The organism is Paenibacillus sp. JL3B1040 (assembly GCF_057063165.1).
On the sequence record NZ_CM169317.1, the window covers coordinates 4,965,878 to 4,979,419 of the forward strand.

The window sequence follows — 13,542 nt, forward strand, 5'->3', positions numbered from 1 at the left end:
AACAACCTCTAAAATAGTGCGGATTCTTTGGATACCTTGCGGGTTACCCCGTTAGCAACGAGCACGAAAATCAGGCCCATCACCGATTGGAACAGCCCGACCGCCGAGGACATCCCGAAATCGTGCAATTGTCGCATCGAGCGGAACACGAAGGTATCGATAACGTCGGTTGTCGGATACAGCAGGGAGTTGTCCCCGATAATGGCGTAGATCATCGCAAAATCCCCGTTGAAAATCTTGCCTACAGCGAGCAGCGTCATGATCATGATGGTCGGCACCAGCAACGGCAAGGTGATGCGGAACATAATCTGCAGCTTGGAGGCTCCGTCGATGCGAGCCGCCTCATACAAATCCTCCGGAATACCGGTAATCGCCGCCAGGAATATAATCGAAAGATATCCCGCTCCTTGCCAGACCCGAATCACGGTTAGAATGGCAGGCCACAACCTCGACTCAAACATCCAGTTGACCGGTTCCATGCCGATATTTTGCAGCCAAGTGTTAAGCATCGGCTCTTCCCCGCCGAACATGGACTGAACAATCATCCCGACGACGATCCAGGACATGAAATAAGGCAGGAAGATGAGGGATTGCGAGATCCTCTTAAAATACTTGTTGCGAATTTCATTGAACATTAGCGCGATAAGCACGGCGGCGACTGTCGTAAAGAAGATAAACAGCACGTTTAGCACCAAAGTGTTGCGCAAGACGGTCCAAAAATCGTCCGAGGTGAAGAAATAGTCGAAGTTTTTGAAGCCGACCCACTCGCTTCCCGTGATCCCTTTGGAGAAGTCATAATCCTTGAATGCAATCGTGATCCCGTAGATGGGAAGATAACTGAATACGAGGAAAAACAGCAGGCCGGGAACAGCCATCACGTAAAGGAAAGGATTTCGAGCGATATGTTTTAGTTTGGATCCTCTCCCTTTGTTTCGATCGTACTGCATGGTTTCAAGTCCTCCCTTGTGTGTCTAAAATCGGTTTCCGGTATTTTGGCTATCTGCGGTCCGATGTCGCCACCATAACAAGCCCCGGGTCGGGAAGACAATTCCGGCAAACTCGGATTCTTCCCGCAAACGCGAATTTCGCCTTTTCCCAAAAGCATCACTTTTCCAAAAAGGAACGATTTTGCTGACGGAAATCCGCAATATGCTACAATAAGTCTGCACTTTAATGCTACCTCTTTGGCAAAGAGAGAGAAGTAACGGGGGTTAAGGCATGTCGAAATTCAACTTTCCGCTCCTCGCTTCATTCAAGAAGCATCCAACCTACATGAAAATCATTTTTTATTTTGTCGGCGCGAATGTGCTCGTCCTGGCCATCTCCTTCCTGCTGCTGTACTGGCAGTCGTCAAGAACGCTGCTGAAGGAAATCGGCGATCATTCCGAATCGCTTCTGCTGAATAGCGCTCGAAATACAGCCGGACTCATGGAATGGTCCTTGGATTACAGCTTCGCCTCAAGCAACGACAGCGACCTGAAAGTGTACGCGCTTTCCGATCATTACACGGATTTTGAGACTTATAACGTATGGAACCGGCTGGGGGAAATCAAGAACGCCAACCCCGCGATCGATTCCGTCTACTTGATCAACGACTACACCGACACGGTGGTCGATTCCCGGCTAGGCCTCAATGACGCCGCTGCTTTTTACGATCAGGATATTTTGGAGCGGCTGCGCGATTCGAAGCTGGCGGACCGGGCCGTTCCCTTACCCCGGACACTGACGCTCCCCCTCAGCGGTGAAGCGGCAAAAGATGTCATTACCATCATCAGGCTGTACGAAAAGGGCAGTTCCATTTCCGCCTTCGTCATGAATATAGATACCGATAAATTAATGAACTTGCTTCAGAACAATTCGAACTATCCCAACCGGCAAGTTACGGTGTTCAATGATCGGAATGAAGAAGTGTTCAGCACCGCCCGCCTTAGCGGCGAGCAAGTTTTGGAGCTTAGCCGTCAGGGCGAGCTAAGAAAGAGCGGCTGGGAGTTGTTTAAACCCCATGATCAAGAAGAGCAACTGATGGTTTACTCGACAACTTCGATCAAAGGGATACAAGACTGGACGTTCATGGAGAGCATCCCGAAGGCGGTCATTCTGGGCCGGATTTCCATGCTCCGCAACATCAGCCTATCCCTGTTTCTAGGCCTGTTCGTTGCCTCGCTAACCGTCATCATCCTGATCTCCAAACGGGTATACTCCCCCATTCAGGAATTGGTCAGCAGTGTCATGCGGCAGTATCGGGCCGAGCAGCTAGAGGAACGAAAGTCGGGAACCGAGCTTGATTATTTATCCAGTGTCTTTACGGCGCAAAAAGAACAGATCGATGAATTGACCGAGCATTGGCGGCACAACAAAATTCTCGGCAAGGAGCGGTTTTTGCGCGAATTTTTAGGCGACGAAGCCGGTTCCCCCGCTGAAATCCGCAGGCATTTCAAGGAGTGGGAGATCGATCTGCCGGAGACCCATTTGTCCGTTGCAATCTTTCGGATTGACCGCTTTCCGGAGTTTACGGAGATGTATTCGGAGAAAGACCGCCGACTGCTCCGCTTCGCGATGGCGAATATTATTCAGGAGTCGCTGCATGCCTCGGATCACCGGCTGCAAACCGTCGATATGGGGAACGACCATATCGCCGTAATCCTGTCGGCGGCAGCATTGTCCCCCGATTTTGCGGACAAGCTGCGCGGATCACAGGAACTGCTGCAACAGTACTTGTCGATCGGGACGACCGTGGCCTGGGGCAGAACGCTCCATAGCCTGACCGACATGCGCGAAGTGTATTTGGAGACCTACGAATTAACGCAGGAGCGATTCCGGTTTGGACACGGCGCGATGATTCTGAAGAGCCAGTTGTCGGGCGCCCCCGGCGTACTGTTCCATCTTCCGCTGGAGAAGGAGCGCCAATTGTCGCAAGCGATCCAGAAAGGGAACCGGGATACGGTACTGCAGATTATGGCTTTTGCCGTAGAAACGCTGAGGGAGCTGCCCTATTTTGAGTGTAAAATGTCGCTGATCGCTTTGTTTAGCGATATGCGCCGGTTGATGCAGGATCAATTGCATCAGCCGCTGCCTAGCTCATGGGGATTGACCTCGCTCGAAAATCAGATCATTCGGCTGGAGACGCTTGAAAACGTTGCCCTCTGGATGGAAAAGCTGCTGGACAAAACGTTGGAGGACATCTCGGCTGCTCGCAGCCTGTCCAGGAACGCGGTGCTGATCGAGCAGGTGGAGCGTCTGATCGGAGAACGGTTAAACGATCCTAACCTCTCCTCTAAAATGCTGGCCGATGAGCTGGGGTTGTCCGTAAACTATCTGCGTAGCTTATACAAAGCGGAAACGAACCGATCGATCACGGACACGATTTCGGAAAGACGGCTGGATTTGATTTGCCGCGAGTTGCTGACTTCCGATTCGCCGATTGAACCGATCATCCAAAATTATGGGTTTTCCTCTTTAAATACCTTTTACTCCGTCTTTAAGAAGGCGTACGGAATGACTCCGGCTCAGTATCGGAGAGCGCATAAGAAGGACATGAAATCAACGTGAAATACAGGTTGTCCATCCACAAAAATCGTTAGTTTTTGAAAATGTGTTGTTTTTGGGAAGTCCGTAAATCTGCGCTTGCAGGAAAAATTGGAGCTTGCCGGAATTGTCGCTGCAGCGGGGGCTTGGAAAGGTTACGACACAAATAACGGGACGCCGATGTGATGCCGGTCCCGATGAAAGGAGAACAAGACAATTCGGAAAGCGCTGTCATCAACTTTTTGAGTTTTAGTTAAACAAAGGGGGTCATGTGGATGGCTAACCCAAATCAAAGGTTTGTAAAGAGGTGGATCTGTCTTTTTGTTGTTTGTTCCATGATATCGTCCCTATTTTTATACTCCCCCGTATCGGCGAGCACTCCCGGGCAGACGAATGCTTCTCAAGAGATCGCGGATATGAAATTGATGAAACAGCGCATGGTTGATTATTACATCTCTAGAGACATCATCAACGACGGAACGAACGGTCGGGTCGAATGGACCTTCAAATCCAAGGCGGGCACTTACTTATCCAGTCAAAACCCGGATGGAAGCTGGGGAGATGTCGATTACAAGAGCACAACTTCCGCTGCCAATGGGAGAGGTTGGTCGCCCTACCTTGCCTTAGACCGGATGCAGTCGATGGCACAGGCATTTGCCGACCCGAGTGATCCATACTATCGTAACCCCGAGCTGTTAGAGGGGATTCAAAAGGCACTGGATTATTGGTTCACGGTAAAGCCGACTTCAACCAATTGGTGGGAGACCGGAATCGGCAAACAGCTAAGGCTGGAGAAAATTGCGCTTCTCTGTGAAGGTGATTTAACGGCAACCCAAGTCTCCAATATTATCGATACGTTGGACAGCAGCCCTCACACGGTCGATGGAGCGAATTCGTCCTGGTACAATCAAAATTATATGTACCGCGGCTTATTGCTGGAAGACGCCCAGATCGTTCGGAACGCCGTGGATGCGTTCAACATCCTGTCGAATGTGACGACGACGGTGACGGGAATCCAGTCGGACATGTCTTTCTTCATGCATGGCAAAACGAATTATACGACGGGCTATGGGAGAAGCTTCGCCAGAGATATGTCGTTCTGGGCCTACATTACCTCGGGCACCGTGTTCTCCTACAGCGAGGCGGCGATTGATTCGTTATCGTCCTACTTGTTGGACGGCACAAGGTATCTCGTGAAGGGCGATGTTGCCGATCTGGGCATGGGGATGAACGGACCGGATTGGCCGGATTATGCGAGCGCGGCTTTGACCTTCTATGAAGATCCGATGCAATGGATGCTGACGGCCAATCCGAAGCGGGCTGCGGAGTTTGCAAGTTTCCTTGACAATATTCGCATGATCGGCACGAACACGAGCAACGGACTGGAATTGAGCAATATGACGCAATGGCAGACGCTTGTCTCCTCCCATATGCGAACTGACTACGGAATTACGGTCAAGATGGCCTCCAGCACGGTTAAAGGCGGCGAATGGAGAACGATTAACCCCAGCGGTTACAACCTGTTGTATTGGACGCCCCAAGGAGCCACCGCCATTCAGAGAACCGGTGACGAATACAGACCGGTTTACCCTTTAATGGATTGGGCTCACGTCCCCGGCACGACGGCTCCGTACACACTCACGAAAGACGGCAATTTCAACAATCCGAAAACCTTTGTAGGCGGGGTAACCAATGAACGTTATGGGGCCACCGCATTTGATTTCAACAAGCTGAGTACGAGTGGAAAAAAAGGTTATTTTTTCTTCGATGATGAAATGGTGGCGCTTGGCGCAGGAATCGCTTCGACGAATGCCGCGCCGATTCACACGACATTGAACCAAAGTCAAGCGGTAGGAGAAGTTCTCGTAGATGGCCATCCGATCGCGGACGGAACGATGCAAACTACCGGACGCTGGGCTTATAACGATAACATCGGTTATGTATTCCCGAATCCAACGGAGTTTCAAGTACAACGAGAGACAAAAACCGGAAAATGGAGCGACCTCATCTCGGGAAGTTCAACGGATCCGATGACCAAACCGGTTTTTTCGATTTGGCTCGATCATGGCGTGAAACCCGCAAACGCATCCTACCAATACATTGTATTGCCGAACAAAAATGCGGATGAAGTCAGCAACTACGCGAGCGACAACCCGGTAAGCATCCTTTCGAATACATCATCCATCCAGGCTGTGCGGCATCAATCTCTGGGAATTGCGGAGTTGCTGTTCTATCAACCCGGGACGGTGAGGGTGAGAGACGGTTTGACGGTTACCGTTGATCAACCCGCCTTGGTGATCATTGACGAATCCACGGCACCCATCCGTATTTCAGTCGCCAACCCCGAAACACCGGGGATCACGGTAAACGTGACGCTGGATCGAAATGGAACAACATCCACGACAAGCTTCAGGCTCGGCAAAGATACGTTCACCGGCCGAAGCATGACTTTGAATGAAGGAGAATCCATTGACGACAGCGGATTCGATCTCGCTTACAGTAAAGGCGCGGTCGCTTCATCCAGCAAAGACAACCATTTTGCCTCGAATGCCACGGATCTTTACAGAACCTCGTATTGGAGTTCAAACGATTCGGATCATGAATGGATTTATGTTGATTTGCAAAATCAATATTCGATCAATCAAGTTAGGTTAAAATGGGAGAACGCGTACGGGAAGAGTTATAAAATCCAGGTATCGAACGACGCTGTTGACTGGACGGATATTTACTCGACGACGACGGGGAACGGTGGAATCGACGACATCGCTTTCAGTCCGGTCACTGCCAGATACGTCCGGATGCAGGGCGTTCAGCAAGGCGCCGGAAATGGATACTCCCTCAAAGAATTTAACGTATACGAAGCAGTACCGCCCAATCTTGCCGAAGGCAGGCCGGTAACGGCAAGCTCGTCCAAAGCCGCGGACGTGAGGCCCGAAAATGCGGTTGACGGCTCACTCAACACCCGTTGGGGATCTAACTACTCCGATCCGCAGTGGATCTACGTCGACCTTGGCGCCAGCAAGTCCATTCAGGAGGTCGAACTGCATTGGGAAAGCGCGTACGGTAAGGAGTACCAACTTCAGGTTTCCGACGACGCAAAGAATTGGACGACCGTTTACAGCACCACAACCGGGGACGGCGGAATCGACAAAATCTCCTTCGCACCCGTGAATGCAAGATACGTTCAGATGTATGGCACGAAAAGAGGGACCACATACGGCTACTCCCTCTGGGAACTTAAAGTATATTCGGCTCTTGCTACCGCCCCGGATACACCTACCGACGTGCATGCCGTCGGTCATGACGGGTCCGCCGAGGTAAGCTTTACCGCACCGATCCATAACGGCGGAAGCGAAATTACGGGTTATCAGGTAACCGCGTGGGCAAACGGAGTAGCTGTTGCGACGGCGGAAGGTTCGGGCAGCCCGATCACCGTCACCGGATTGACGAACGGTACAGCGTATACCTTTACGGTGATCGCAAGGAACGCCACATGGGAATCGGCCTCGTCCGCGCCGTCGAACGAAGTGATCCCATCACCGGATGGGGCATCTGTTCCGGCTCCGCCCGCGAACTTGACGGCGGCGTCCGGCGACCAATCCGTAACCTTAAGATGGGACGCTTCGCCGGAAAGCGTCACCTATTCCGTATACCAATATGAAGGCATGGCGGCGCCGGCCAACCCGAGCAACTGGCAACTGGTTCAAGCCAGCGTAACGGATGCCACATATACGGTAACCGGATTGACGAACGGGATGAGCTATGCGTTTGCGGTGAAAGCCGCAGATGCGAGAGGCGAAAGCGACTTCTCCAATGCCGTTACGGCGACGCCGAATTCGACCTTGTCGCAGGTTCCGGCAGCCCCGGTTCATCTTGCCGGCTTGGCGGACGACCGGAAAGTTTCGCTGAGTTGGGATGCCGTGGCTGGAGCGGATCACTATGTCGTTTACAAGTATACAGGGGCTGCGGCTCCGGTTGACCCGGCCGATTGGGAGCAAGTGCAGGCGAACGTAACGGAAACTGCATACACCGTAACCGGTCTAACGAACGGAACGCGATACGCGTTTTCGGTGAAAGCCGTAGGTCCGGGAGGTGAAAGCAAGTTCTCCAAAGCCGTGACGGCGATGCCAATGGCTCCGCAACCGGAGACGCCGAAAGATCCGCAACCGGAGACACCGGTCAGCGGCAGCAACGACACTGGTTATGGCAATGATACTTCCGTCATCGAATCGACGAACGGCAGCATTCTTATTCCGAGCGGACGGGCCGGAGAGGTCAGCCTCGATAAAGAACTTATTCTTACAATAAGCGCGGGGACAGCGGAGCAGGATCTGCGCATCGAGATCGAGAAGCTGCGCAGTACGGCAAATCTCGTATTCGCTAAGGAAACGCTCGTCAGCAACGTTTTTGAGTTGACGAAAAATACGACCGGCAACTTCAATAAGCCGATCGTCATCTCGATGAAGTTCAATCCATCTCTCGTAGGGGACAATCAAAGAGTCGCCATCTTCTACTATGACGAAGCCAAGAAAATGTGGATTGAAATCGGCGGTGTCGTGAATGGCGATCGAATTACGGCAGAGGTGGACCACTTCACCAAGTTTGCGGTCATGGCTGTTGGCGAGAAGAAGGACGATAGCGGCGAACCGAACGCACCGGCGCCATCGTTCACAGACATCGCGGGACATTGGGCGCAGAACGCCATCCTGAGCGCGGCGGGCATGAAGCTTGTCAGCGGTTATCCGGACGGATCGTTCAAACCGAATGCCGCCATTACCCGCGCCGAATTTACGGTCATGCTGACCAAGGCGCTTAAGCTGGAGGGAGCAGGTACCGCGACTACGTTTACGGACGAGGCCAAAATCGGCGGATGGGCGAAGCAAGATATCGCGAATGCGGTTGAAGCAGGCATTGTGAGCGGGTACGCGGACAGCAGCTTCCGGCCGAATGAGCGGATTACCCGAGCGGAAATGGCGGCGATGAGCGCTAGAGGGCTTAGGCTGTCTGCTGAAGCAGACGCAACGACCGGCTTCGCGGACGATCAGAACATTCCGAATTGGGCGAAAGGCGCAATTGAGGCGGTCCACAAGCTGGGCATCATGAGCGGCCGCGGCGACAATAAATTCATTCCAAACGATACTGCGACCCGGGCGGAAGCGGTAACCCTATTGGTTCGGATATTGGAACAGTAAAACTTAAATAACAGCAGGCACAGCGCAGGAACGGATTTGTTCCTCATGCTGTGCCTGCTTTTTTGCAGTATCTCCGCGAGCTTCCGCTATCGGGAGCGGTTTAATCGAGACCGGTTCGTCAGCACGCTAACCGAACAACCCCTTTAACAAAAACCAGATTACCGGCACCAGCAGTGACGGAAGCATGTTTAGCGTTTTGGCGTCGATGATCTTTAAAATAGACAAGCCCGAGCTTGCAATCAGTATGCCGCCGACAATCGAGATTTCCGTCAATAACGGCGCGGTCAGAAACGGCGCCATATAATCCGCGCTCATATAGATGGCCCCCTGCCAAACGAACAGGACGCCGGCGGTGATGGCGATTCCGATGCCGTAGGTGGAAGCCAGCACCATAGAAGTGACCAGGTCCAGCGTGGCATTCATGTACAGATAGGTATGATCGCCGTGTATCGCACTTTCGATCGGTCCCAGGATCGACAAGGTGCCGATGCAAAACAGCAGAATTCCCGTGGAGAGCCCTTGACCTAAATTGGAGGTGGAGAAACGCCCGACCAGCCTTTGAAAACTTCCGTCGATATCCAGCGCCGTTCCGATCAGGCTCCCCGCCGCCAAACTGATGATAAACAGCACCGGAAAAGAGCTGTCCTTCATATGCGTCACCGCGGCGTTGATTCCCAGCAGCGTCGCGGCCAAGCCGATCGCGGTAAACAGCGCGGCTTGATACTTTTCCTTCAGCCCTTTCTTGAAAATGCTGCCCAGCACGCTGCCCGCCAAGATGGCTGCCGTGTTCACAATCGTTCCGATCATCTTCCTGCTCCCATCCTATAAATCTTGCGTCTAGTAAATGATAGCGCAATGCCGATTTGCCGTCTAGCCAAGTTAGGTATGCTGGTCCAGCAGCAGATCCAAGTCTACGGTGATCTCCGCGTTGTCCCGGTTCGTAAACGCCGCGATTTTCGCTTGCTCCGCAGACCAGGCGAGCGGGCTCATGCGCACCAAGTCGCGAAGTTCCTCGGTTTCAAGCCGCCGCCGGTACTTCAAATGCACCACTTCCATCCTGGGAAAATGCCGGCGGAACAACGTCACGGTTTTCGCGTTGGAATAATCCCTATTCTTGCCGTCGGCATGCAGCGCCTCCCGCAATTCCCGCAAGTAATGCGCGCCCGGAACGACTTTGACGATGACCCCTTCCGGGGCCCGAATTCGCTTAAACTCCTGATAATTGGCCGGGGACAGCAGGTTTAAGATCACTTGAGCCGATTGGTCCCGCAGCGGTGCTTGAGCCAAATCCGAAACGAGCCACAGCCCGTTCCCGTATTGCCGGGCCGCCATTCGGACGCCTTCCTTGGACAAGTCGATCCCGAGGCCCCGCCAATCCGGATGGCCCAGCCTGTTCACCACTTCCTGCAAATGCGATCCTTCCCCGCAACCCATGTCGACGACCAGACCGCCAGAGGCGGGGACACCGATGCGGTTAGCGATCATCCGGGCGATCGTCTCGTGCATCGGGGCGTATAACCGACTCCCCGTGATAATGCTCCGCCTTGCGGCGAAGAGCTCTTGATCGTAAAGACTGGGGACCGGACGAGTCGTCAGGTTGATGTAGCCTTGCTTCGCCATGTCAAACGCGTGGCCTTGGGAGCAAACCAAGCTTTCCGGGTTCACTGCCTGAAACCGCCCCCCGCATACCGGGCATTTTAAGATTGATGTATATGTTCTCGCGCGTTCTGCGCCGTTCATTGGTTGATTCATGCTTTTCCTTCCTTTCCCTCGCCGTACAGAGTAAAGGGGAAGAAGAGCCCATGAACGTGGAAGCCGCGTCGAGCATGCCTAAAATAAGCCCCATTGGGCGCAAAAAAAGAAGGCAGCACGACCGCCTTCCTTCATTCATCTATTCGTTATATCCATGATGAGTGATGAAAAATGGGCAGACTGATCCCGTTTACCCTGTTCCGGCGAACAGAGCCTTTGAACATATGAAATTACTTGTTCAAAGCGGAATAACGCAGTCTGATGTAATGCACCATTTAACTTAACCCACCTTATTCATATTTGATATACTCTCTCATTATAATCCAACTCCGGATAAAATCAAAACATGCCGGAGTACCCATGCCACAACCTCGCTTTCTCGATCGGCCAAAGTTTTGTTATACTGGGGATATTTAGATATATGTATAAGATAATCGCTAAGAGGAGAGATTCCCATGTCCATTTCCAAAACGGCAGCCCCCCTGTTTCAACCTTTTGAAGGCGGTGGACTGAAGCTTACCAATCGGGTTGTCATGGCCCCCATGACCCGATCCTTCTCGCCGGGCGGCGTTCCGGGCCCCGACGTGGCCGGCTATTACCGCCGCAGAGCGGAGAACGGCGTCGGGCTGATCATTACGGAAGGTACGGTCATCAACCATCCGGCAGCACCTGCGGATCGGAACGTGCCGCATTTTTATGGAGAAGATGCCTTGGCGGGATGGGAGCGGATCGTCCGCGAAGTACATGAAGCCGGCGGGAAAATCGCTCCCCAAATCTGGCATACCGGCACCGCCCGCCAGCGGGAGACGTTCCCCGAATCGAACGCCGATCCCATCGGTCCGTCGGGTCTCGGCTTAAACGGCAAGCCGGTTTCCGAACCGCTGACGAAGCAGGAGATTCGGGAGCTGGTTCAGGCTTATGCCGGGTCCGCCGCGGATGCGAAGCGCCTTGGCTTTGATGCCGTCGAAATCCACGGCGCGCACGGTTATTTGATCGACCAGTTTTTCTGGGAGGTCACCAATAAGCGTACCGATGAGTACGGCGGCGACCTTGTCGGGCGCACCCGCTTTGCCGTTGAGGTGATTGAAGCGGTCCGTGCCGCGATTGGACCGGAGTTCCCGATCATTTTCCGCTTCTCGCAATGGAAGCCGGTCGATTACAGCGCCAAGCTGGCCGCGACCCCCGAGGAGCTGGAGCGCTTCCTGGCTCCGCTAAGCGCTGCCGGCGTTGATATTTTCCACGCCTCCACACGGCGATTCTGGGAGCCGGAGTTCGCGGGCTCGGAACTGAACTTGGCCGGCTGGACGCGCAAGCTGACCGGTAAACCTACCATCACCGTGGGGTCTGTTGGTTTGAACTCCGAGTTCACCAGCTTGTTCGAGTCGGGCCGGGGCGGAGAAACGACCGGGATCGAGCAGTTGATCGAACGCCTCGATCGCGGCGAATTCGATCTCGTCGCCGTCGGCCGCGCGTTGCTGACCGATCCAGCCTGGGCAGCGAAGATCCGCGACGGACGCGTGGATGAACTGCAGCCGTTTACGAAGGAAGCCCTTGCTACGCTGAGCTGAGCTGTTGTACTGCTGATCTGTTGTTCTAGTGCTTCTGCAGCCCCCTTTGCACGATTATCCCTTTTGTTCAGTTGACAGGGCTAGGGTTAGGGACAGGACACGAGATACGAAAAAAAGAGGTGCTAACTCAAACCGAGCTGCATTCCCCAACCCGATTTTTCGAGTTTATCTTCTATCTTGCTACTGATCAAACGGGATAATGGCGCAAAGGGGGCGACAGCAGGAGTTCGCGATGAAATTGCGCTCATGCATTCATCCGCCCCTCCATTTTCGAGGTTCTTTTTACCGTTCGTTCTCATATGAAACTCCATCGGATCGCGGACGTCTCGATGGCTGTGCTTGAGAGCAATCCAACAGATAGCCCGCAAACGAATCGTTTGCGGGCTTCGTTATCAGTTCTCCATCGGAAACGATCAAGCCGTTTCAATCCGCAACGCTTGCGTTTGCGCCTCGATGCACAAAGCCGCCGCTTTAAAAGCATGCTCCTGCGTCATCGCGGTTTCCGTCCCGTTCAGGATATCCATAATAAAGGCACTAAAATAAGGATACCCCACTTTACCAGAGCAATCGTAATGGAATTCGCCCTCATGATTAACCAAATAGAGATGATTGCCGGATGTTTCCCGGGCAATGTCAATGTACTTGCGAATTTCGATATAGCCATCCGTCCCCAGGATAAGCGTTCTGCCGTCGCCCCATGTCCCCAATCCATCCGGAGTCAACCAGTCCACCCGGAAATAGAAGGTAGCCCCGTTATCCGTCACCAGCGTGGCATCGCCGAAATCTTCGAACCTCGGATACGCCTTGAACTTGTAGTTGGCGACCTTGCTGTGCAGCACCTTCGCGTCCTTGGCGCCCGCATAATGCAGAAATTGCTCAATTTGATGAGACCCGATATCGCATAAGATCCCGCCGTAACAGTCCGGGTCAAAGAACCAATCCGGGCGAGCCTGAGGATTGGCCCGATGCGGTCCCGTACCGATCACCTGTACGACCCGGCCGATGGCGCCTTCCTCGACCAGTTGGCCGGCAAAAACCGCACTTTCCACGTGTAGCCGTTCGCCGTAGTAGATCCCCCATTTGAGTCCGGTCTCTTCCGTTTTCCGGCGGGCCTGATCGACCTGCTCCAACGTGGTAAAGGCCGGTTTATCCGCAAAGTAATGTTTGCCGCGTTCCATCGCCCGAAGCCCCAGTGCACATCGCTCGGAAGGAATGCAGGCCCCGGCGATGAGCTTGATCTGCGGATCCTCCAGAATCTCTTCCTCGGACTTCGCCGCCTTCGCTTGCGGAAAGGCTTCGACAAATCGCTTTACCTTCTCCGCATCCGGGTCATAGACCGCCGCCAGCTCCGCACCGGCTTCGATCAACCCGTTGCACATTCCGTAAATATGCCCATGATCCAATCCAATAGCCGCAAACCGGAATTCGCCCTCTCCGACTACCGGGTTGGGTTTTCCTTTCGGCGCGTAATTCATCCCATCCTGCTTCTGCATCATGGCGTCTGC

Annotated in this window: 8 protein-coding genes; 3 read left to right on the plus strand and 5 right to left on the minus strand. The window is 53.4% G+C overall.

Translation table 11 applies throughout. From position 1 onward, the window contains the following. Window positions 1-8 precede the first annotated feature (8 nt). Window positions 9-947, minus strand: a complete 939-nt coding sequence (locus ACZF99_RS22825) for an ABC transporter permease (protein WP_483607234.1) — start codon at window positions 945-947, stop codon at window positions 9-11. A 271-nt stretch (window positions 948-1,218) separates the two neighbouring features. Here ACZF99_RS22825 and ACZF99_RS22830 point away from each other — a divergent pair, with 271 nt between their 5' ends. Both ACZF99_RS22830 and ACZF99_RS22835 read left to right on the plus strand, forming a co-directional pair. Then, window positions 1,219-3,549, plus strand: a complete 2,331-nt coding sequence (locus ACZF99_RS22830; protein ID WP_483607235.1) for a helix-turn-helix domain-containing protein — start codon at window positions 1,219-1,221, stop codon at window positions 3,547-3,549. A gap of 392 nt (window positions 3,550-3,941) precedes the next feature. After that, window positions 3,942-8,717 carry a polysaccharide lyase family 8 super-sandwich domain-containing protein gene (locus ACZF99_RS22835; RefSeq protein WP_483607236.1) on the plus strand — a complete coding sequence of 1,592 codons (4,776 nt, stop codon included), beginning with the start codon at window positions 3,942-3,944 and terminating at the stop codon, window positions 8,715-8,717. Window positions 8,718-8,843: 126 nt separating this feature from the next. Here the strand turns inward: ACZF99_RS22835 and ACZF99_RS22840 are convergent, their stop codons facing one another. Both ACZF99_RS22840 and ACZF99_RS22845 read right to left on the minus strand, forming a co-directional pair. Further along, complete coding sequence (locus ACZF99_RS22840) at window positions 8,844-9,524, minus strand: DUF554 domain-containing protein (RefSeq protein ID WP_483607237.1); 681 nt, start codon at window positions 9,522-9,524, stop codon at window positions 8,844-8,846. Window positions 9,525-9,596: 72 nt separating this feature from the next. Beyond that, window positions 9,597-10,382, minus strand: coding sequence for a methyltransferase domain-containing protein (locus ACZF99_RS22845; RefSeq protein ID WP_483607238.1), 786 nt, complete (start codon window positions 10,380-10,382; stop codon window positions 9,597-9,599). Window positions 10,383-10,924: 542 nt separating this feature from the next. On the opposite strand from ACZF99_RS22845, the gene ACZF99_RS22850 reads away from it, so the two are divergent. Then, the gene (locus tag ACZF99_RS22850; protein WP_483607239.1) at window positions 10,925-12,037 is read left to right on the plus strand and encodes an NADH:flavin oxidoreductase; all 1,113 of its coding nucleotides are present in this window, start codon (window positions 10,925-10,927) and stop codon (window positions 12,035-12,037) included. 122 nt (window positions 12,038-12,159) lie between these two features. On the opposite strand, the gene ACZF99_RS22855 is transcribed toward ACZF99_RS22850, so the two are convergent. Continuing rightward, window positions 12,160-12,336 carry a hypothetical protein gene (locus tag ACZF99_RS22855; protein WP_483607240.1) on the minus strand — a complete coding sequence of 59 codons (177 nt, stop codon included), beginning with the start codon at window positions 12,334-12,336 and terminating at the stop codon, window positions 12,160-12,162. Between the two features lie 114 nt (window positions 12,337-12,450). Beyond that, on the minus strand, window positions 12,451-13,530 hold the full coding sequence (locus ACZF99_RS22860; protein WP_483612912.1) for a Gfo/Idh/MocA family protein: 1,080 nt from the start codon (window positions 13,528-13,530) through the stop codon (window positions 12,451-12,453). Window positions 13,531-13,542: the final 12 nt, after the last annotated feature.